General features: G+C 75.7%; 18 protein-coding genes, 1 pseudogene and 1 riboswitch. Of the genes and pseudogenes, 11 read left to right on the top strand and 8 right to left on the bottom strand.

The window, feature by feature from the left end; translation table 11 throughout:
- Nucleotides 1–106: 106 nt before the first annotated feature.
- From qcrB to ctaE, 4 genes are read right to left on the bottom strand one after another with little or no spacing between them, the layout of a single operon-like run.
- Nucleotides 107–1,843, bottom strand: a complete 1,737-nt coding sequence (qcrB, locus tag JD79_RS19535) for a cytochrome bc1 complex cytochrome b subunit (RefSeq protein WP_110006859.1) — start codon at nt 1,841–1,843, stop codon at nt 107–109.
- Nucleotides 1,843–2,955 carry a cytochrome bc1 complex Rieske iron-sulfur subunit gene (gene qcrA / locus JD79_RS19530; RefSeq protein WP_110006858.1) on the bottom strand — a complete coding sequence of 371 codons (1,113 nt, stop codon included), beginning with the start codon at nt 2,953–2,955 and terminating at the stop codon, nt 1,843–1,845. The genes qcrB and qcrA overlap by 1 nt, the downstream gene beginning before the upstream one ends.
- Nucleotides 2,952–3,827 carry a cytochrome bc1 complex diheme cytochrome c subunit gene (gene qcrC / locus JD79_RS24330; protein ID WP_110006857.1) on the bottom strand — a complete coding sequence of 292 codons (876 nt, stop codon included), beginning with the start codon at nt 3,825–3,827 and terminating at the stop codon, nt 2,952–2,954. Before qcrC ends, qcrA begins: the two co-directional genes overlap by 4 nt.
- A gap of 7 nt (nt 3,828–3,834) precedes the next feature.
- Nucleotides 3,835–4,458, bottom strand: coding sequence for an aa3-type cytochrome oxidase subunit III (gene ctaE / locus JD79_RS19520; RefSeq protein WP_342767670.1), 624 nt, complete (start codon nt 4,456–4,458; stop codon nt 3,835–3,837).
- A 135-nt stretch (nt 4,459–4,593) separates the two neighbouring features.
- Here ctaE and JD79_RS19515 point away from each other — a divergent pair, with 135 nt between their 5' ends.
- Both JD79_RS19515 and trpD read left to right on the top strand, forming a co-directional pair.
- The gene (locus tag JD79_RS19515; RefSeq protein WP_110006855.1) at nt 4,594–5,013 is read left to right on the top strand and encodes a response regulator; all 420 of its coding nucleotides are present in this window, start codon (nt 4,594–4,596) and stop codon (nt 5,011–5,013) included.
- Complete coding sequence (gene trpD, locus JD79_RS19510) at nt 5,010–6,068, top strand: anthranilate phosphoribosyltransferase (protein WP_110006854.1); 1,059 nt, start codon at nt 5,010–5,012, stop codon at nt 6,066–6,068. The genes JD79_RS19515 and trpD overlap by 4 nt, the downstream gene beginning before the upstream one ends.
- 6 nt (nt 6,069–6,074) lie before the next feature.
- On the opposite strand, the gene JD79_RS19505 is transcribed toward trpD, so the two are convergent.
- Nucleotides 6,075–6,359, bottom strand: coding sequence for an Lrp/AsnC family transcriptional regulator (locus JD79_RS19505; RefSeq protein ID WP_110006853.1), 285 nt, complete (start codon nt 6,357–6,359; stop codon nt 6,075–6,077).
- A 10-nt stretch (nt 6,360–6,369) separates the two neighbouring features.
- Complete coding sequence (locus JD79_RS19500) at nt 6,370–8,343, bottom strand: DEDD exonuclease domain-containing protein (protein ID WP_245900237.1); 1,974 nt, start codon at nt 8,341–8,343, stop codon at nt 6,370–6,372.
- A 176-nt stretch (nt 8,344–8,519) separates the two neighbouring features.
- On the opposite strand from JD79_RS19500, the gene JD79_RS22795 reads away from it, so the two are divergent.
- Nucleotides 8,520–10,262 (top strand): D-alanyl-D-alanine carboxypeptidase family protein, encoded by a 1,743-nt coding sequence (locus tag JD79_RS22795; RefSeq protein WP_110006852.1) that lies wholly within the window; start codon nt 8,520–8,522, stop codon nt 10,260–10,262.
- 110 nt (nt 10,263–10,372) lie between these two features.
- The gene (locus JD79_RS19490; RefSeq protein WP_110006851.1) at nt 10,373–10,660 is read left to right on the top strand and encodes a hypothetical protein; all 288 of its coding nucleotides are present in this window, start codon (nt 10,373–10,375) and stop codon (nt 10,658–10,660) included.
- Nucleotides 10,661–10,833: 173 nt separating this feature from the next.
- A riboswitch (cyclic di-AMP (ydaO/yuaA leader) is annotated at nt 10,834–10,999 on the top strand.
- 110 nt (nt 11,000–11,109) lie between these two features.
- On the opposite strand, the gene JD79_RS23175 is transcribed toward JD79_RS19490, so the two are convergent.
- Nucleotides 11,110–11,520: a hypothetical protein gene (locus JD79_RS23175; protein ID WP_211308064.1), complete on the bottom strand. Its 411-nt coding sequence runs from the start codon at nt 11,518–11,520 to the stop codon at nt 11,110–11,112.
- A gap of 418 nt (nt 11,521–11,938) precedes the next feature.
- Here JD79_RS23175 and JD79_RS23170 point away from each other — a divergent pair, with 418 nt between their 5' ends.
- The 3 genes from JD79_RS23170 (at nt 11,939) to JD79_RS19465 (ending at nt 14,790) form a co-directional block, all read left to right on the top strand.
- Complete coding sequence (locus JD79_RS23170) at nt 11,939–12,271, top strand: C40 family peptidase (protein WP_342767669.1); 333 nt, start codon at nt 11,939–11,941, stop codon at nt 12,269–12,271.
- Nucleotides 12,272–12,385: 114 nt separating this feature from the next.
- The gene (locus tag JD79_RS19470) at nt 12,386–13,666 is read left to right on the top strand and encodes a M48 family metallopeptidase (protein WP_110006848.1); all 1,281 of its coding nucleotides are present in this window, start codon (nt 12,386–12,388) and stop codon (nt 13,664–13,666) included.
- A complete protein-coding gene (locus JD79_RS19465) occupies nt 13,663–14,790 on the top strand; it encodes a glycosyltransferase family 4 protein (RefSeq protein ID WP_110006847.1) in 1,128 nt (375 codons plus the stop codon). The genes JD79_RS19470 and JD79_RS19465 overlap by 4 nt, the downstream gene beginning before the upstream one ends.
- 57 nt (nt 14,791–14,847) lie before the next feature.
- Here JD79_RS19465 and JD79_RS19460 read toward each other — a convergent pair whose 3' ends face one another.
- The gene (locus JD79_RS19460; RefSeq protein WP_110006846.1) at nt 14,848–16,647 is read right to left on the bottom strand and encodes an AMP-dependent synthetase/ligase; all 1,800 of its coding nucleotides are present in this window, start codon (nt 16,645–16,647) and stop codon (nt 14,848–14,850) included.
- Between the two features lie 157 nt (nt 16,648–16,804).
- On the opposite strand from JD79_RS19460, the gene JD79_RS19455 reads away from it, so the two are divergent.
- The 4 genes and pseudogenes from JD79_RS19455 to JD79_RS19440 all read left to right on the top strand — a co-directional run bounded on the left by JD79_RS19455 (nt 16,805) and on the right by JD79_RS19440 (nt 19,774).
- Nucleotides 16,805–17,236 (top strand): SRPBCC family protein, encoded by a 432-nt coding sequence (locus tag JD79_RS19455; protein ID WP_110006845.1) that lies wholly within the window; start codon nt 16,805–16,807, stop codon nt 17,234–17,236.
- 5 nt (nt 17,237–17,241) lie between these two features.
- Nucleotides 17,242–18,453, top strand: a complete 1,212-nt coding sequence (locus tag JD79_RS19450) for an ArsA family ATPase (RefSeq protein WP_170149274.1) — start codon at nt 17,242–17,244, stop codon at nt 18,451–18,453.
- Complete coding sequence (locus tag JD79_RS19445; protein WP_110006844.1) at nt 18,450–18,791, top strand: hypothetical protein; 342 nt, start codon at nt 18,450–18,452, stop codon at nt 18,789–18,791. Before JD79_RS19450 ends, JD79_RS19445 begins: the two co-directional genes overlap by 4 nt.
- A pseudogene (locus JD79_RS19440) lies at nt 18,792–19,774 on the top strand (ROK family glucokinase).
- Nucleotides 19,775–19,975: the final 201 nt, after the last annotated feature.

The raw sequence follows: 19,975 nt of genomic DNA, 5'->3' as shown, positions 1-19,975 counted from the left end.
TGACGCCCGGCGCCTCGTCCGCCGTGCGCCCGGGGGCGCCCCGAGATGCAGCAGGGCCCCGGTGGAGTGCTCCACCGGGGCCCTGCTGCGGTACGCGGACCAGGCGTCAGTCGCGCGGCTCCTGCGGCCGGCCACCCTCGGAGGGACGACCACCCTCGGAGGGACGGCCACCCTCGGAGGGACGACCGCCCTCGGCGGGACGGCCACCCTCGGCGGGACGGCCGCTGCTGGTCAGCTCGCGCTGCGGGTCGGCCGAGGCCAGGCCCCGCTCCTCGCCGCGCTGCTCGAGCTCGACCGCCGACGGCTCCTCGATCGGCGAGAAGAACCCGCGGATGGCGCGACGGGCACCGCCGACCTGGTTCATCTTCTTGGGCACCGGGGCACCGCCGTAGGCCAGCTCGCCGTGACCGTGGGCGTCCACCGGGCCGAGGGGCTGGTGGACCTCGATGAACTCACCGTGCGGCAGCCGGCGGATGACACCGGTCTCGATGCCGTGCTCCAGCACCTCGCGGTCGTGCTGCTGCAGACCCAGGCAGATCCGGTAGGTGAGCACGTAGGCGATCGGCGGCAGGAGGACCAGGGCGATCCGGCCGATCCACGTCATCGCGTTCAGGCTGATGTCGAACTTGTCGGCGATGACGTCGTTGGCGCCCGAGAGCAGCAGCACCACGTAGAAGGCGATCGCCATCATGCCGAGCGAGGTCCGGACGGGGACGTCGCGCGGGCGCTGGAGCAGGTGGTGCGAGGCGGTGTCGCCGGTCAGCTTCCGCTCCAGCATCGGATAGGCGAGCAGGAGCGTGAAGATGATGCCGGGCAGGACCACCGTCGGCCAGAACAGCGCCGGGATGTTGTAGTTGCCGGGCAGGTAGATGTCCCACGCCGGGAACAGACGGGTCGAGCCGTCGAGGAACATCACGTACCAGTCGGGCTGCGACGCCGAGGACACCTGCGCCGGGTTGTACGGGCCCCACAGCCAGACCGGGTTGATCTGCACGAGGCCGCCCAGGGCGGCGCAGACACCGAAGACGACCAGCAGCAGGCCCGTCGCCTTGCCGGCGAACGTCGGGAAGAGCCGGTTGCCGACCACGTTGTGCTCGGTGCGGCCCGGGCCGGGGAACTGGGTGTGCTTCTGCTTGACCAGGATCAGCAGGTGGACCGCGATGAGCCCGAGGATGATCGCCGGGATGAGCAGCACGTGCGCGATGTAGAGCCGCCCCACGATCAGCTCGCCGACGTAGTCGCCGCCGAAGACCGCCCAGTGCACCCAGGTGCCCACGACGGGGATCGACAGGATGATCGCCGACATGATCCGCAGGCCGGTGCCCGAGAGCAGGTCGTCGGGCATCGAGTAGCCGGCGAAGCCCTCGAAGATGCCGAGGATCAGCAGCGCGACACCGATCAGCCAGTTGGTCTCACGCGGCCGGCGGAAGGCTCCGGTGAAGAAGATCCGCAGCATGTGGCAGACGATCGCGGCCATGAACAGCAGCGCCGCCCAGTGGTGGATCTGCCGGATGAGCAGACCGCCGCGGACGTCGAAGGAGAGGTCCAGCGTCGAGGCGTAGGCGATCGACATGTCGATGCCCCGCAGCGGCGCGTACGAGCCGTCGTAGGTGACCTCGGTCATCGAGGCCTGGAAGAAGAACGTCAGGTACGTGCCGGTCAGCAGCAGGATGATGAAGGAGTAGAGCGCGATCTCCCCGAGCAGGAACGACCAGTGGTCGGGGAAGACCTTGTTCAGCGTCCGGCGGAGGGGACCGGCGACGATGAGCCGGTCGTCGACCTCGAGAGCGGCCTTGCCGAGGGCCGTGGTGGGCGCGCCCGGCGCGGTGGCGGTACGAGCCATCAGATGCGCTCCCGGTTCCAGTAGGTGGGACCCACGGCCTCAATGTAGTCGCTCCGCGCCACGAAGAATCCCTCGTCGTCGACCGTGATCGGCAGCTGCGGGAGGGAGCGGGTCGCGGGCCCGAAGATCGGCTTGGCCCCCTGGGTGACGTCGAACTGCGACTGGTGGCAGGGGCAGAGGATCCGGCTGGTCTCCTGCTCGTAGAGCGACACCGGGCAGCCGGCGTGGGTGCAGATCTTCGAGTACGCGACGTAGTCGCCGTAGCCGAAGTCCTCCTGGCCCTGCCGGGGCACCGCCTCGTCCTGCTGCGAGGGGCGCAGCCGGATGAGCATCGTGGCGGCGTCGGTCTGCCGGTTGCCGCCGGGGACGGCGGGGAAGACGGTCTCCAGCGAGCCGGGCTCCTGGTCGCCGGGACGGACCGGGGTGCCGTCGTCGCGGACGAGCCGGACGCCCTCGGCCCACTCGGTGGTGCCGAGCGGGTTGCCCCGGTTCGGGTTCTTGATCAGACCGCCCAGCGGGGCGACGAGCATCAGGCCCAGGCCGCCGCCCATGAACAGCAGCGAACGGGTGATCAGCTTGCGCCGCTTCAGGCCGCTGTTGTGCAGGCCGCCCACGAGGGTCGCGCCGGTGGTGACGCGGTCGAAGTGCGAGCCGTCGTGCTTGTCCTGCACGGCGGTCTCGTGGGGCAGCAGCTTCTTCGTGTAGAGCACGAGGCCGACACCGAAGAAGGTGAACGCCAGGCCCATGAGCGCACCGAGCAGCGGCGTGTACAGCGCGCTGAAGGTGCTGCTGCCCAGCTCCCACTGCCAGTCGGGGAGGAACCAGCCGGCACCGGCGTAGACGGCGGCGAAGGCGAAGGCCGACAGGCCGGCGAGGGCGAACATGAGGCCGACCTGGCGGACGGCCCGCTTCTCCAGCGCCGAGCCCGGCTCGGGCCCCGGCTCGACGTGCAGGACCTCCACGCCGTCGTAGTGGGCGCCGAGGCGGTCGAGCTCCTCCCGGGGGAGGGCGGCGAGCTGCTCGGGGGTGTAGTCGTCGTCCGGGCCGCCGTACAGCGGGCCCGGCGTGGCCGCCCCGCCGGTGGAGCCGGGGCGGGTGTCGTGCGTGGTCACGCCTTGCTCCCCATCCAGAAGATCCCGAACATGAGCGCGGAGATCCCGACAACCCAGATGACCACGCCCTCGCTGACCGGGCCGATGCGGCCGATGCCCGCACCACCCGGGTCCGGCATGTCGGTGATCGTCTGCACGTAGTTGATGATCGCCCGCTTCTCCTCGGGGGTGATCTGGTTGTCCCCGAAGACCGGCATGTTCTCCGGCCCGCTCAGCATGGCGGAGTAGATCTCGAGGTCGTTGGCGTCCTCGAGGCTCGGTGCGTACTTGCCGGAGGACAGCGCCCCGCCCTCGCCGACGAAGTTGTGGCACTGCGCGCAGTTGAGCCGGAACAGCTCGCCGCCGAGGGCGAGGTCGCCGTCGCGCAGGTCGCCCGAGGGGAGCACTGGGCCGCCGCCGTTGGCCTGCACGTAGGCCATCAGCTGGTCGATCTCCTCGTCGGAGAAGATCGCCGGCTTGTCGGGGGCCTGGGAGCCCTGGCGCACCAGCGGCATGCGGCCGGTGTGCACCTGGAAGTAGACGGAGGCCTCGCCGACGCCGATCAGCGACGGGCCACGGTTGGGCACGCCCTCGAGGTTCTCGCCGTGGCAGCTGATGCAGCTGCGCTCGTAGAGCTCGCGGCCAGCGGCCTCGGCGCTGGACTCGCTGCCCTCGTCGGCGGCCTGGGCCGGCGCGAAGGTCGAGTAGAGCGCGCCGGTCAGGACCAGGCCGGCCATGAGCGCCGCGACGTTGCCGACCCGGCGGCGCTGCTTGGAGCGGCGGCGGGCGCGGGCGGCGGCGGCCGGGGTGCCCTCGGCCGGGCGACGCGACCAGCGCGACCGCCGCGGCCCCTCGTCGGGCTGGGTGTCGGACTGGGGGTTCGTGGTGGACACCGGTTCCCTAGCGGATCAGGTAGATCGTGGCGAAGAGCCCGACCCACACGACGTCGACGAAGTGCCAGTAGTAGGAGACCACGATGGCCGAGGTCGCCTGCGCGGGCGTGAACCGGCCCATGGTGGACCGGATGAGCACGTAGACGAAGGCCACGAGGCCCCCGATGACGTGGAGGGCGTGGAAGCCGGTCGTCAGGTAGAAGACCGAGCCGTAGGTGCTGCTCGAGAGGGTGGTCCCGTGCTCGGTGACCAGCACGCGGTACTCGTTCATCTGGGCGAGCACGAACACCAGGCCCATGACGAAGGTGATCGTGAACCACCGGCGCAGCCCGTAGACGTTGCCGCTCTCCGCCGCGAACACACCGATCTGGCAGGTGACCGACGAGGCCACCAGGATCAGCGTGAAGACCAGCGCGTAGGGCAGGTTCAGCTCGGTGGGCTCCGGCGGCCAGCCCTCGGTCGCACGGGCTCGCGCGGTGAAGTACATGGCGAAGAGCCCGGCGAAGAACATCAGCTCGCTCGAGAGCCAGATGATCGTGCCGACGCTGACCATGTTCGGTCGGGTAAGCGAGTGCACCCGCGAGGTGTCGAAGGTGCTGCTCGCCACGGGGGCCGTTGTCACGCCGCCCATCATGGCACCGGCTGACGACCTGCACCGACCGTGGGTGGCACGGCGTGCCCGCACCGTGACCGCGCCGAGACCGTCCCCCGGACGAGGGGCCGCGTCCACCCGGTCGGGAGCCGCGTGGGCACTAGGCTGCCGGGCGTGAGCGACGCGCCCGCGACCGTCCTGGTCTACAGCTCCCGGCCCGAGGTCCGCGAGGCCGTCCGCACCGCCGTCGGGCGCCGTCCGGCACCCGACGTCGGACCCCTGACCTGGGTGGAGTGCGCCACCGGCGAGGACGTCGTCGACACCGTCGACGGCGGCGGGGTGGACCTGTGCATCCTCGACGGCGAGGCGCAGCCCACCGGCGGCCTGGCGCTGTCCCGCCAGATCACGGTCGAGGTCGCCGACCGGCCGGCCCTGTGCGTCCTCATCGCCCGGCAGCCCGACCGCTGGCTGGCGCACTGGTCGCAGGCCGACGCCACGCTCGCCTTCCCGGTCGACCCGCTGACCGCCCCGCAGGTCGTCGCCGACCTGCTGCGCGCGCACGCGGCGCGGGGCCGCCGACCCGTCTCCCGGTGAGCGCCGGCCCGACCGCCGGGCCGACCTGGCCCGGCCTGCTGACGCGCCTGCTCGCCCGCGAGGACCTCCCGGCCGCCGACACGGCCTGGGCCATGCGCGAGGTGATGACCGGCGAGGCGACACCGGCGCAGGTGGCCGCCTTCGCCGTCGCGCTGCGCGCCAAGGGCGAGGCGCCGGAGGAGGTCGCGGGGCTCGCGGCCACCATGCTCGAGCGGGCGACGCCGGTCGAGCTGCCCCTGGCCACCGTCGACGTCGTGGGCACCGGCGGCGACGGCGCGCACACGGTGAACATCTCCACGATGGCCGCCGTCGTCACCGCGGCCGCGGGTGCGCCGGTGGCCAAGCACGGCAACCGCGCGGCGTCGTCGTCCTCCGGGGCGGCCGACGTGCTGGAGGCCCTCGGCGTCGTCATCGACCTGCCGGCCCCGGCCGTGGCCCGCTGCGTGCGGGAGGCCGGCATCGGCTTCTTCTTCGCGCCGGTCTTCCACCCCGGCTACCGGCACACCGCGGCGCCGCGCAGGGAGATGGGCATCGGCACCGTCTTCAACTTCCTCGGGCCGCTGACCAACCCCGCGCGGCCGGTGGCCGCCGCGATCGGCTGCGCGGACGCCCGGATGGCGCCGGTGCTGGCCCAGGTGGTCGCCGGCCGCGGGGCCCGCGCGCTGGTCTTCCGCGGCGACGACGGCCTCGACGAGCTCACCACCGCGACCACGTCGCGGGTGTGGGTGGCCCGCGACGGCGCCGTGACCGCGGAGCGGGTCGACCCCACGGCGCTGGGGATCGCGGCGGCCGGCCCGGACGCGCTGCGCGGCGGCGACCCGGCGCACAACGCGGCGGTCTTCCGGCGGGTCCTCGACGGCGAGCGCGGACCGGTGCGCGACGCCGTCCTGCTCAACGCCGCGGCCGCGCTGGCCGCCTTCGACGAACGCGGCGGGGAGCTCGACGACGTCCTCGCCGCCGGTCTGCGGCGGGCCGCGGCCGCGGTCGACGACGGCCGGGCCGCCGCGCTGCTCGACCGGTGGGTGGCCGTCAGTCGCGAGGCCGGCGGCCGCTGAGGCCGCTCACGAGGACTCCAGCCCGAGGGAGAAGGCCGCCTCGAGGTCGTGCCGGGAGTACGCGCGGAAGGCGATGTGCGTCTCGGTCTCGAGCACACCGGGCACCTTGTTGATCCGCCCGGCGATCACCTCGGCGACCTGGTCGAACTCGCGCACCCGCACGATCGCGATCAGGTCGACCTCCCCGGCGGTCGAGTAGACCTCGCTGACGCCGTCGAGGTCGGCGATCGCGGCCGCCACCTCGGGGATCGCGTCGGTGGCGGCGTCGACCATCACGATGGCGGTGATCACGCCGGGGATGCTAGAAGGACCCTGCTGCCCCCCACCACTCGCTCCGCTCGCGGCGGGCCCCTGCAGCCGGGCCGCCCACCGAGGTCACCTGACCGCCGGCCGACGGCGGACCGCCGGACACCCGTTCCGGGCGGGCGCGGGTGCCCAGCTGGCGGCCGTCGGCGAACGGGTCCCGCAGCGCGCGGCCGGCCTCCACGCGGGAGAGGAAGCCGCTGAACCCGCCGGTGCCCGGCGCGACGCAGGCCAGCGTGCCGGTGACCTCGACCAGGCGGGTACCGGGCTTCTCCATCCAGCGCATCACGAGCTCGGTCTCGTCGACGGTGGCCGCGAGGCCCTCGTCGTCGGGCGTCGTCTCGGCGGTGGCGCGCAGCCCGGTGAGGGTGTCGCGCACCGACGTCCCGCGCGGTGCGGACCCGGCGGCGACCAGCCGGCCCCGGCGCACGATCGACAGCGCCCACCCGCCCTCGCCGTCGGGCCGGGCGATCACCAGCTCCGGGACGGCGGCCAGCGACTGCAACCGCTGGCGCCGGCGCACCGCGCGCACCAGGACCGCGATCCGGTCGCGCAGCACCCCGGCGTCCTCGAACCGGCGCTCGGCCGACAGCCGGTCGACGCGGGCGAGCAGCGGCTCGACGAGGGCGCTCGGGTCGCCGTCGACGGCGGCGCGCAGCACGGCGGCGATCCGCGCGTACTCCTCGACCGACTGGTGGCCCGCGCACGGCGCCCCGCAGCGGCCCATGCCGAACAGCGCGCAGGTGCTCGTGGGCACCCGCGGCGAGAGCCGGGTGGTGCACTGCCGCAGCGGCAGCGCCTCGTGGATCGCGGCGGTGGCCATCTCGGCGGCGCGGCGGTCGGGGAAGGGCCCGAGGAAGGCGCCGGCGTCGGGCCGGACCCGCCGGACCGTGGACAGCCGGGGGAAGTGCTCCTCGGTGAGCCGCAGCCACAGGGCGCGCTCCGGGAAGCGCGACCGGCGGTTGTAGCGCGGCTTGTGCTCGGCGATGAGCCGCAGCTCGCGGACGGCGGCCTCGAGGTCGTGCGCGCAGGACACCGACTCGATGCGCTGGGCCAGCGCCACCATCTCGGTCATGCGGCTGCGCTGCTCGCCGGAGGAGAAGTAGCTGCGGACGCGGGTGCGCAGGTCGTTCGACGTCCCGACGTACAGCGGCTCGTCGCGCGGGCCGCGGAACACGTAGACGCCGGGGCCGGAGGGGACGCCGTCGGCGAGGTGGCGCTTCCCCCGGCGCACCGGGTCGACCTGGCGGGTGAGCCCGTGCAGTTCCTCCAGCGACGTGACCCCGAGGGGACCGAGTCGCTCGAACAGGCCGTGGAGCACGTCGACGGTCGCGCGGGCGTCGTCGAGGGCGCGGTGGCACGGCGAGGTCGTGGCGGAGAAGTAGGGCGCCAGGGTGGCCAGCTTGCAGTTGGGCACCTCGTCGCGGGACAGCAGGCGCCGGGCGAGCACCGCGGTGTCGACCGAGGCGGCGGCGGGCCACGCGACGCCGGTCTGCTCGCAGGCCGCCCGGAGGAAGCCGAGGTCGAACGGGGCGTTGTGCGCCACGAGCACGGCGCCGCGGGCGAACTCGAGGAAGGCCGGCAGCACCGCGGCGATCCGCGGAGCGGTGGCGACCATGGCCGTGGTGATCCCGGTGAGCACGCTGATGTAGGGCGGGACCTCGCAGCCCGGGTCGACCAGCGTCTGGAACTCCCCGAGCACCTCACCGCCGCGGACCTTGACCGCCCCGATCTCGGTGATCGCGCTGTCCTTGGGCGATCCGCCCGTGGTCTCCAGGTCGACGACGACGAAGGTGGTGCCGGCCAGCGGCGTCCCGAGGTCGTCGATGCTCGCCTGGACGTATCCGTCGTGCGCCTGCCGTCCCGGGGCGGCGGGAGCCCGGCGGGAGCGGGGGAGCGGCCGGTCGCCGTGGGCCGGGGCCTGCTCGTGGCGCGGCAGCGAGGAGCCCGCGCCGGTGTCGGGGAAGAGCACGGCGGGACGGTAGGCCGGGGGTCGGACAGTCCCGGGGACGCGCGCCCGGCGCCCGCCCGGGGGACGCCTCGCCCGGGCGGGGGACCGGCGGCGCCGGACCCGGTTGCGGGAGCGGCCGCGCGCGGACGACGATCCCCGGGCGGACCAGGGGGGTCCGCATCAGCAGAGGGAGTCCGATGCGCGCGCGCTCCCCGTGGCGCACCCGCCGTGGCCCGGCGTCGGTGCTGGTCACGGTGGCGGCCGCCGTCCTGCTGGCGGTGCCCCTCGCGGGCCCCGCGGGCGCGGAGCCGAGCGACCAGCCCGGCGGCACGAGCGGCGTCCTCGACAGCGAGGCGCTCGACCGGCTGCAGCGGCGCGCCGCCGAGGTGCAGGCCGACCTGCAGCAGCGGCAGACGGAGGTGGCCGCGGCGCGCCAGCAGCTGTCCGACGCGCAGGCCGACGTCGACGCCGCCCGCGCCGTGGTCGACGCCGCCGAGGGGGTGCTGGCGGAGAACCAGGCGGTCGTGGCGCAGTACGCCTCGGCGGTCTACCGCGACGGCGGCGCGCTCACCCCGCTCACCGTCCTGCTCAGCGGCGGCGACCCGGCCGACGTCGTCGCGGCGATGGGCTACCTCGAGGCGGTCGACGACCACACCGCCGCGGTCGTCGGCGCCGCCGAGGAGCAGCGGCAGGCCGCGCTCGCGCAGCAGGTCACCGCGGACGCCGCCCTCGCCGAGGCGCAGCAGCGCGCCGACGAGCTGGCCGCGGAGGTGGCCGACCTCGAGGCCTCGGCGGACGCGGTCACCGCGGAGCTCGACGTGGCCCTCAGGGACGTCGACCGGCAGCTGTCGGACCTGCAGCGGGAGCAGGTCGACGTCAACACGCAGACGGCGGCCAACTGGCGCGCCTACGTCGACCAGCTGGGCGAGGCCGGCGTCGTCCCCCCGCCGGCGGCGGAGCTGCTCGACCCGGTCGCGAGCCTGCGCGCCGGGCTGACGCCGATCGGCGCGGCCGCCGGCGGTGCGCAGCGCGGCGCGGCCCAGTTCCCCCGCGAGCCGACGTCGCTGCTCGTGCTGCCCGCCGAGACGATCGCGGCGGTCTCCGCGGCCATGGAGGCCCTGGGCCGGCCCTACGCGCCAGGGACGGCCGGGCCGGACTCGTGGGACTGCGGCTCGCTGGTGTCCACGGTCTACGGCGCGGCCGGCATCGACCTGCCCTCCGACCAGTCCGGCCTGTTCGCCGTCAGCACCCCGGTCGACCTGGTCGACGTCCTGCCCGGTGACCTGGTCTTCCTCGGCACCCCCGAGTCGGGGCTGGGCCACGTCGGGATCGCGCTCGACGGTCAGACGATGCTCGCCGCCGACGGGCGGGCCGGCGCCGTCGTCGTCCGCCGGCTGCCCGTGGAGCAGGTCGTCCACGTCGGGCGGCCCAGCCTGGGCCCGCGGCCGGAGGAGCCTGCCCCCGGGCCGACCGGCGGCGCGCTGCGGGTCGAGTGCGGCAACGCCGTCTACCCGCCCAGCTTCGACGGTGCCCGCTCCTGGGGCGGCTATCCCAACGGGCTCATCCCGCCGAGCGCGCTGTGCCCCATCGGGGTGGGCGGTCACTCGCTGCGGTGCGACGCCGCCGCGGCCTACCGGGCGATGAGCTCCGCCTACGCGGCGACCTTCGGCCGGCCGATCTGCATCACCGACTCCTACCGGACCTATGCCAGCCAGGTGCGCCTGTACGGCGAGAAGCCGGCGCTGGCCGCCGTCCCGGGGACCAGCAACCACGGCTGGGGCCTGGCGGTCGACCTGTGCGGCGGCATCGACGGCTTCGGCAGCCCCCAGTACGCGTGGATGCAGGCCAACGCGGGCCGGTTCGGGTGGCTGCACCCGACGTGGGCCGACCCGGGCAACGGCCGCGAGGAGCCCTGGCACTGGGAGTACGCGGGCGGCTGAGCCGGGACTGTCGGTGGTCGTCCCTAGCGTGCCGACCAACCGACAGGGAGACCCGTCCCGACCGCGGCCCGGCAGCGGGCGGCGCGGCCGGGGCACGGAGGGACACGGCCATGCTCATCGACTGCGACTCGTGCACCGCGCGCGGCGTCGGCTGCGCCGACTGCGTCGTCACCGCCCTGCTGGGCGCCCCGCCGGGGGAGCGGGACACGGGCCCCGTGCTGCTGCCCGTGCCGCCCGTCCCGGCGGCCCGGGCGGCCGACGCCGCCGTCCCGCGGCCCGGCGTGGTGGTGGAGCTCGACGACGTCGAGCGGCGTGCGGTGCGTGCGCTGGCCGAGGGGGGTCTGGTTCCCCCGCTGCGGCACCGGCCGGCGGGCAACGGGCGCCGGCGCACGGGCTGACCGGCGGGGGCACCCACGGGGAGTACGCGCCGGAGTGGCGTGACTGCTCACCGTGTGAGTCCTCACAGTCCACGCACCCCTCGTTTGTCACAACTGCATCACGTCCGTACTGTGGCCGCGTCCGACCGGGTGGTCGTCACCCGTCACGAGGTGACCTCGGCCGGGCACCGCCGAGTCACCGGACGCCCCTCCCGGGGGTGCGCGAGGTGAGCCGGGGACCCACCGCAGCACTGGGGTGAGTTCTCGCGTGCGCCGGTCAGCGACCGGCGTGCAGAGATAGGGCACGTCTTCCCAGCCCGAACCCGTCAGCTAACTCGGTAGGCGGTAGCTGAGGAAGAAACGGAGAGCCGCCGCCCGTGGCGACCCCCCGCCCCCTCCTGGGGCATGCGCGCGCACAGTCCACCGCCACCTCCCGCTCCGGGGCCCGCGTCGCCGGGCCGCACCGCCCGTCACGGGCCCGCCGTCTCGGCCGCGTCGCGGTCGCCGGCACCACCGCCGCGCTGACGATGACCCTCCTGCCCGGCACGGCGGCCGCCGACCCGGAGCAGGCCACCACCTCCGAGCAAGCCGCCCAGCTCGCCGCCGAGGCCGGTCACCGGCTCGAGGTCGTCAGCGAGCAGGTCAACGAGGCCCGCGAGGTCCTGGCCCTGCAGCAGACCGCCGCCGACGAGGCCGACCGGGCCGCCGCGGAGAAGCAGGCCCAGCTGCAGGACCTCGACGGCCAGATCCGCCAGGTGGCCCGCAGCGCCTACACCGGCGGGCACAGCGACACCTTCGCCGGGCTCGACCTGCTGATGAGCAGCGACTCCGCCGAGGACTTCGTCAGCTCGCTGGCCACGCTCGACCAGATCGCCGGCCACACCACCTCCGTGCTCGACGAGGTCTCGCACGCCGCCGCCGCCGCCCAGCAGGCCCGGGCCGACGCCGAGGCCGCCGAGGCCGAGGCGCAGCGCACCCTCGACGGCCTCGACGCCCAGGAGGAGCAGCTCGAGGGCGACATCGCCGACTACCAGGCCCAGGTCGCGGCGCTGACCGAGGCCGAGCGGCAGGCGGCCCTGGCCGCCCAGGAGGCCGGCCGGGCCGCCGCTGCCGCGGAGGCCGCGCTGCCGCGGAGGCCGCCGAGGCCGCGGAGGCCGCCGAGGCCGCCGCCGGGGCGTCCGGCACCACGGCCGCCGCCGGCTCGAGTGCACCCGCGCCCGCGGCCACCCGCGCCGCGGCTCCCGCCCCGGCGCCGGCGGCGTCGGCGGGCAGCGGGGCAGCGGCGCCGCCCAGACGGCGGTGCAGACGGCGCTGGCCCAGGTCGGCGACCCCTACGTGTGGGGCGCCGGCGGGCCCAACTCCTTCGACTGCTCGGGCCTGACCCAGTACGCCTACGCGGCGGCCGGGATCAGCCTCCCGCACTCCAGCAGCATGCAGTCGCGGATGGGCACCGCCGTCTCGCGGGCGGACCTGCAGCCGGGCGACCTGATCTTCTACTACAGCCCGGTCAGCCACGTCTCGATGTACGTCGGCAACGGCCAGATGGTGCACGCCTCCACCTCGGGCCAGCCGGTGAAGGTCGTGTCGGTCGACTCGATGGGCGGCATCACCGCCATGCGCCGCATCGCCTGAGCCGGCAGCGCTCCGCGACGGGGCCGGTGACCTCTCGGGTCACCGGCCCCGTCGCGTCGGGGGTGTCCTCGGCGCCCGGCCGGCGACCGGACCGGTCCGCCTAGGATCGGCCGCGTGCGCGGGGCGGGGCGGGGGAGTGCTCGCGCCGCCCTCCTGGTCGCGGCCGTCCTCGGGGTCGCGCTCGTGGTGGTCATCGCCGTCCGCACGCCGTGGACCCTGCTGCCCGTCCCGCCCGGCGGTGCCGCCCCGGTCAGCGACGACGCCGGTCTGCCCGCCGCCGCCGTCGCGCGGGCCGAGGCGCTCGCCGCCCAGATCCGCCCGGCGTCCCTGGCCAACCTCCTCCTCGGGCTGGCCGTGTCGGCGCTGTTCGGCCTCACCCGGCTGGGCAGCCGGCTGGTGGGGGCGCTCGCCCGCCCGGTCGGGCGCCGCTGGCCGCTCACCGTGCTGCTGGGCACCGTGGCGCTCCTGGTGATCGGCCGCCTGGCGACGCTGCCGATCGCGGCCTACGGCGAGGTGGTGCGGCACCGCTACGAGTTGTCCACCCGCTCGTGGCCGCTCTGGCTGCGCGACGTCGCCGTCTCCACCGCCATCGACGCCGGGCTCACCGCGCTCGGCCTGCTGGCGCTGGTCGCCCTCGCCCGCCGCGCGCCCCGCACCTGGTGGGCCTGGGCTGCCGGCGGCGCGGCCGCGCTGGTGGTCACGGGCTCCTTCCTCTACCCGGTGGCCATCGAGCCGGCGTTCAACAGCTTCACCCCGCTGCCCGCCGGCCAGCTGCGCACCGACCTGCTCGAGCTCGCCGAGGAGAGCGGCACCCCGGTCGAGGACGTCCTCGTGGCCGACGCCTCCCGCCGGACGACGTCGCTGAACGCCTACGTCTCCGGTTTCGGCTCGACCCGGCGGGTGGTCCTCTACGACACGCTGCTCACCGACGTCCCCGACGACGAGATCGAGTCGATCGTCGCCCACGAGCTGGGGCACGTGGCCACCGACGACGTCCTCACCGGCACGCTGATCGGCGCGCTCGGTGCCGCCGCCGCGGCCGCCCTGCTCGGCTGGCTGCTCGGCTGGGCGCCGCTGCTGCGCCGGGCGGGCGCGGACTCCGCGGCCGACCCGCGCGTCGTGCCGCTCGTCCTGCTGCTGATCGCCCTGGGCACGCTGGTGTCCACACCGGTGCAGAACCTCGTCTCGCGGCACGTCGAGGCCCGCGCGGACCTGCACGCGCTCGACCTCACGGGCAACGCGGCGGCGTTCGAGGAGATGCAGCGCCGGCTGGCCGAGACCAACGTCTCCGACCCGAGCCCGCCGGTGCCGTGGCAGTGGTGGTTCGGCTCGCACCCGACGGCGGCGCAGCGGATCGCGATGGCGGAGGACTGGCTGCGGCTGGACGACCGGTGAGTGGTCGCACCCTCGTCGTCACCAACGACTTCCCGCCGCGGCAGGGCGGCATCCAGACCTTCGTGGCGGCCCTGCTGGAGCGCCGCCCGCCGGAGTCCCTGGTCGTGCTGGCCTCCCGCTCGCCGGGCTGGGAGCGGTACGACGCGCAGCTGCCCTACCCGGTGGTCCGGCAGCGGACGGCGATGCTGCTGCCCACCCCCGCCACCACCCGCGCCGCCGTGGCGCTGGCCGCCGCGCACGGCTGCGACACCGCCTTCTTCGGCGCCGCCGCGCCCCTGGGCCTGATCGCGCCGGCGCTGCGGGCAGCCGGGGTGCGCCACCTGGTGGGGGCCACGCACGGCCACGAGACCGGGTGGGTCGCGCTGCCCGGCGCCCGGCAGCTCATGCGCCGCATCGCCGGCGGCCTCGACGTCGTGACCTACATCAGCGACTACACCCGCAGCCGCCTGGAGCCGGCGTTGCGCGGGCGCACGCGGCTGGCCCAGCTGTCGCCGGGGGTCGACGTCGACCGGTTCACCCCGTCGGCCGACGGGACCGCGGTGCGCCGGCGCCACGGGCTGGGGGAGACGCCGGTCGTCGTCTGCGTGTCCCGGCTGGTGCCGCGCAAGGGGCAGGACGTCCTCGTGGCGGCCTGGCCGCGGGTGCTGGACCGGCACCCGGGGGCGCGGCTGCTGCTGGTCGGCGGTGGTCCGGACGAGTCCCGGTTGCGCCGCGCGGTGGCCGAGCGGGGAGTCGGCGACTCGGTGGTGCTGACCGGCCCGGTGCCGCCGGCGCAGCTGCCGGAGCACTACGCGGCCGGCGACGTGTTCGCCATGCCGTGCCGCACCCGCCGCGGCGGCCTGGACGTCGAGGGCCTGGGGATGGTCTACCTCGAGGCGGCCGCGGTCGGGCTGCCGGTGGTGGCGGGCACCTCGGGCGGGGCCCCGGAGGCGGTCCGCGACGGCGAGACCGGGACGGTGGTCGCCGACCCGCGCTCGCCGGAGGCGGTGGCCGCCGCCGTCACGGCGCTGCTCGACGACCCCGCCCGGGCCCGCGCCATGGGAGCCGCCGGGCGGGCCTGGGTGGAGGAGCGCTGGTCGTGGACGACGATCGCCGCCGACCTCGCCGCCCTGCTCGACCCCTAGCCCCCCTGCAGGGTCCTGCCGCGAGCGTGCGAGCGGGGAGGTGCAGGGGGGCCTCCGTCAGCGGCTGTAGAGCGCCTCGACCTCGGTGTCGAACTCCTTCATGACCACCGAGCGCTTGAGCTTCAGGCTCGGGGTGAGCATCCCGTTGTCCTCCGTGAAGTCCGTGGTGAGGACGCGGTACTTCTTGATCGCCTCGGCGTGCGACACGGCCCGGTTGGCGTCGGCGACGGCGGCGTCGATCTCCGCCTTGACGTCGGGGTCGTCGACCAGCTGGGCGACCGGGGTGCCGGCCGGCTTGCCCTTGCTCTCCAGCCAGCCCGGCAGTGCCTCCTCGTCGAGGGTGATCAGCGCGGCGATGAACGGCCGCTGGTCGCCGACGACGATGCACTGGCTGACCAGCCGGTGGGCGCGCAGCCGGTCCTCGAGCACGGCGGGGGCGACGTTCTTGCCGCCCGCGGTCACCAGGATCTCCTTCTTGCGGCCGGTGATCCGGGTGAAGCCGTCGGCGTCGATCTCGCCGATGTCGCCGGTGTGGAACCAGCCGTCGGCGTCGATGGCCTCCGCGGTGGCCTGCTGGTTCTTCCAGTAGCCGCGCATGACCACGCCGCCGCGGATGAGGATCTCGCCGTCGTCGGCGATGCGGAACCCGACGCCGGGCAGCGGCCGGCCGACGGTGCCGATCCGCAGCGCGCGGTCGTGGTTCACCGACGCGGCCGCGGTGGTCTCGGTCAGGCCGTAGCCCTCGAAGACGGTGACGCCGGCGCCGCGGAAGAAGTGGCCCAGCCGGTCGCCGAGCGGTGCGCCACCGGAGATGGCGCCCAGGCAGCGGCCGCCGAGCGCGGCACGCAGCTTGCTGTAGACGAGCCGGTCGAACAGCGCGTGCTGCGCCCGCAGCGCCAGGCCGGGGCCGCCGGTGTCCTGCGCCCGGGACCAGGCGATGGCCACCTGGGCGGCCCGGTCGAAGACCTTCCCCTTCACCGGGCTCTCGCCCTCGGCCTTGGCCTTGGCCTGGTTGAAGACCTTCTCGAACACCCGCGGGACGGCGAGGACGAAGGTGGGCTTGAACGCGCCGAGGTCCTCGACCAGGTTCTTGACGTCGGGGGTGTGGCCGATGACGGTGCGGGTCCTGACCGCGCCGACCTGCAGGACGCGGGCGAGCACGTGCGCCAGCGGGATGAACAGCAGCAGCGAGCCCTGCACGTTCATGAACCGGTCGAGCAGGCTCATGCCGTTGCCGACCTCGAACAGGAAGTTGCCGTGGGTCAGCTCGCAGCCCTTGGGCCGGCCGGTGGTGCCGGAGGTGTAGATGAGCGTGGCCAGGCTGTCGGCGTTCAGGGTCGCCCGGCGGGCCTCGAGCTCGCTGTCGGGGACGTCGGCGCCCGCGGCGGTCAGCGTGCCGACGGCGTCGTCCTCGATGACGTAGAGCGGGCCGAGGTCGGGGGCCTGGTCGCGCACCGAGTCGACGGCGGTGGCGTGCTCCGCCTTCTCGACGATCGCGGCGACCGCGCCGGAGTCCGACAGGATCCAGGCGACCTGGTCGGGGCTGGAGGTCTCGTACACCGGGACGGTGACGGCACCGGCCGACCAGATGGCGTAGTCGATGACGGTCCACTCGTAGCGGGTCTTGGCCTGCAGGGCGACGCGGTCGCCGGGCTGCACACCCGCGGCGACGAGGCCCTTGGCCACCCCAGCGACCTGCTCGCCGAACTCCCGCCAGGTGACGTCCTCCCAGCGGCCGTCCCGCTGGATGCGCAGGCCCACCTCGTCGCCGTGCTGGGCGACGTTCTCGGCCAGCATGTCGGTGAGTGCCTCGGACGGGCCGACCTCGGTCGTCGCCGGGACGCTGTACTCGCGCACGCTCGGTCCTCCTCCTCCGCGCGGCCGGGGCGCCGCTGCCCGCGGTCCCGCGCGGGACACGTCCTGGGAAATCTACCGGCTGGGGCTACTGGGGAGTAGCCGTGCCCACCCGCGCCCGCCCTGCAGCGCGCCCGGGGACCGCTCTAGCCTCTGGCGCATGGCCGAGCAGTCCACCCAGTCGATCGTCGTCTCCGCGCCGGCGGCCGACGTCATGGCGGTGATCGCCGACTTCGAGGCCTATCCGCAGTGGGTGGGGGCCGCCCGCACCGTCGAGGTGCAGGAGCGCGGACCCGACGGCCGCGCCCGCCGGGTCCGGTTCGTCATCGACGCCACCGTCCTCACCGACGAGTACGTCCTCGACTACACCTGGGACGACGACCGGCAGGTCTCCTGGACCCTGGTGTCGAGCAAGCTGATGAAGCGCCAGGACGGCTCCTACACGCTGCGCGCGACCGGCGACGCCACCGAGGTGACCTACCGGCTCACCGTCGACATCGCCATGCCGATGCTGGGGATGATGAAGCGCCGGGCGGAGAAGGTCATCCTCGACACCGCGCTCAAGGAGCTCAAGAAGCGCGTCGAGGGCTGACCTCCGTGCGCACCCTGCTGTTCACCGGTCCCGGCGGGGCCGGCACGACCACCCTCGCCTCGGCCGCCGCCGTGCGCGCCGCCCGGGCCGGCCGGCGGGTGGTCCTGGTGACCCGCCAGGAGGTGCCCGCGGGCACGGCGGACGACGGCGTCGCGGTCGTGCGCGCCGAGCCGCAGGCCGCCTCGGAGGCGCTGTGGGCGGCACGGGCGGCGGAACTGGCCGCGACGCTGCCCGACGTCGGGCTGCCGCCGGCGACGTCGGTGGTGCCGCTGCCGGGCGCCGGGGAGCTGGCCGTCCTCGCCGCGCTGGGGCGCGTGGGGCCGGGGACCGACCTCGTCGTCGTCGACGCCGGGCCGCTGGGGGGCGGCGCCGGGTTGGTCGCGCTGCCCGGCGCCCTGCGCTGGTGGCTGGACCAGGCCTTCTCCACCCGGGTCCGCGTGCTCGCCGCGGTGCGCGCCGCCGCGGTGCGGTCGGGCACGGTGCGCCGGGGCGCGGTCGACCTGGCGCTGGCGGCGGTCCCGGAGCTCGAGGCGCTGCTGGACCGGCTCCCGCTGACCGACCCGGCCGAGACCGCCGTCTGGCTGACCGCGAGGCCGCGGCCCTCCGCCGTGGCCGCGCTGCGGACCGCCGCGACCGCGCTGGCCGTGCACGGGCAGCGCCCGGTGGGTGTCCTGGCGCGCCGCTGGCCCGGCGGGGACGCCGGGGACTGGACGGCCGCGCGCGCCGCCGAGGAGGAGGCCGCGCTGGCCGCGCTCGCCGACGTCGCCCCGGTGCACGAGGTGGCCGAGGCCGCCGTCGAGCCCACCGGCGCCGCCGCGCTCGCCGCGCTGCTGCCCGACCTGCCCGACCGCGCCGGCGAGCCGGCCGCGCCCGCGCCCGAGCGGGTCGAGGGCGGCTGGCGGCTCACGCTGCCGCTGCCCTTCGCCGGGCGGGAGGGCGTGCAGCTCACGCGCTGGGAGGACGACCTGGTCGTGACCGCCGCGGGCACCCGCCGCTCGCTGCGGCTGGACGCGCTGCTGCGCCGGTGCGTGGTGACCTCGGGTGAGCTGGCCGACCCGGGGACCGCCTCGGCACGGCTGCAGGTCGGGTTCGCCGCGGATCCGCAGCAGTGGCCGGCCGACCTGCTGGCGGCAGCGGGACGGGACCCGGCGGGGACGACGGACTCACAGGACACGGGGCAGCAGGACACGGGGCTGCAGGACAGGGGGACCGAGTGAGCGAGGGAGCCGACTGGCTCGACCAGGCACGGCGGCTGGTGGCCGGGGTGGGGCAGGCCTGGGCCGAGTCCGGCGCCGGGGAGCACGCGGACGCCGGGCACGGGGGTCCGGGGCACGGACCGGGCGGGGACTGCCAGTGGTGCCCGCTGTGCCGGGCGGCGGCGGTCGCGCGGCGGCCGGAGGTGTCCGAGGCGCTGGCCGACCTCCTGAGCTCCGCGGCGGTGGCGCTGCGGACGGTGGCCACCCCGCCCGAGGCGCCGGCCGGGCCGGAGCAGCCGGTGCCGGCCGAGGAAGCGGCTCCGGAGCCGGCACGGGTGCAGCACATCGAGCTCGGCTGAGTGACCGCCGACCCCGCCGGCCTCCCGGCCCTCGGCGTCGACGTCGGCGGGACCAAGGTCGCCGGTGGCGTCGTCGCCCCCGACGGAACGGTCCTCGGAACCGCCCGCCGCTCGACGCCGACCGCGTCGGTGGCCGACGCGGAGACGGCGATCGCCGGCGTCGTCGAGGAGCTCGCCGTCCGGCACGGCGGGCCCCTGGTGGCGGTGGGCGTGGGGGCGGCCGGCTGGTTCGACCGCACCGGCGACGTCGTCCTCTTCAGCCCGCACCTCGCCTGGCGGCACACCTCCCTGCGGCGGGACCTCGCCGCCCGGCTGCAGCGGCCGCTGTGGGTGGGCAACGACGCCGACGCCGCGGCCTGGGCGGAGTACCGCTTCGGTGCCGCGCGGGGGCGGAGCTCGCCCTGTGCATCACCCTCGGCACCGGCATCGGCGGCGGGATCGTCGCCGGCGGGCGGCTGCAGCGGGGCGCGCACGGGGTGGCGGGGGAGTGGGGGCACATGCGCGTGGTCCCCGACGGGCGGCTGTGCGCGTGCGGCAACCGCGGCTGCTGGGAGCAGTACGCGAGCGGCAGCGCGCTGGCCACCACTGCCCGCGAGGTGGCCACCCGTTCGCCCGCCGCGGCGGCCCGGCTGCTCGACCGCGTCGACGGCGACGCGTCGCGCCTGACCGGTGAGGACGTGGCCCGCGCCGCGGCCGACGGCGACCCGGTGGCGCTGAACCTGGTCGGCGACGTCGGCGAGTGGCTCGGGCAGGGCATCGCCGACCTGGCCACCGTCCTCGACCCCGACGTCGTGGTGATCGGCGGCGGGGTCAGCGTCCTCGGTGACATGGTGCTCGACCCCGCGCGCGAGCGGCTGGCGCGGGCGCTGCCCGGCCGCGGCTTCCGGCCCGGCCCGCGGGTGGTCGCGGCGGCCCTCGGCGCGCAGGCCGGGCTGGTCGGCGCCGCCGACCTCGCGCGCGCGGCGGTCTGCCGGAGCCGCTAGACGACGGCCCCGTCGTCGCCGTCGTCGTCGCGGTCGCGCATCCGGGACAGCGCCAGGGCGGCGCTGCCGACCAACGCGGCGACACCCAGCACCAGGCCGGTCTCGGAGGCGAGACCCAGGACGCCCGGGCGCCGACCAGCACGACGCCGGCCGCGGCCAGCAGCACCGCGTACAGCGTCGACGGCGAGGGCATCGGCACCG

Source organism: Geodermatophilus normandii, assembly GCF_003182485.1.
In the GTDB taxonomy this organism is placed as follows: domain Bacteria; phylum Actinomycetota; class Actinomycetes; order Mycobacteriales; family Geodermatophilaceae; genus Geodermatophilus; species Geodermatophilus normandii.
Note: the sequence above shows the minus strand (reverse complement) of the source record. Positions and strands in the feature narration are given on the sequence as shown.

Bases quoted from the DNA above. Each gene is read 5' to 3' on its own strand.
- ctaE (WP_342767670.1), bottom strand. From the start codon at position 4,458: ATGGGCGGCGTGACAACGGCCCCCGTGGCGAGCAGCACCTTCGACACC.
- JD79_RS19490 (WP_110006851.1), top strand. From the start codon at position 10,373: ATGCTCATCGACTGCGACTCGTGCACCGCGCGCGGCGTCGGCTGCGCC.
- JD79_RS19455 (WP_110006845.1), top strand. From the start codon at position 16,805: ATGGCCGAGCAGTCCACCCAGTCGATCGTCGTCTCCGCGCCGGCGGCC.
- JD79_RS22795 (WP_110006852.1), top strand. From the start codon at position 8,520: ATGCGCGCGCGCTCCCCGTGGCGCACCCGCCGTGGCCCGGCGTCGGTG.
- qcrB (WP_110006859.1), bottom strand. From the start codon at position 1,843: ATGGCTCGTACCGCCACCGCGCCGGGCGCGCCCACCACGGCCCTCGGC.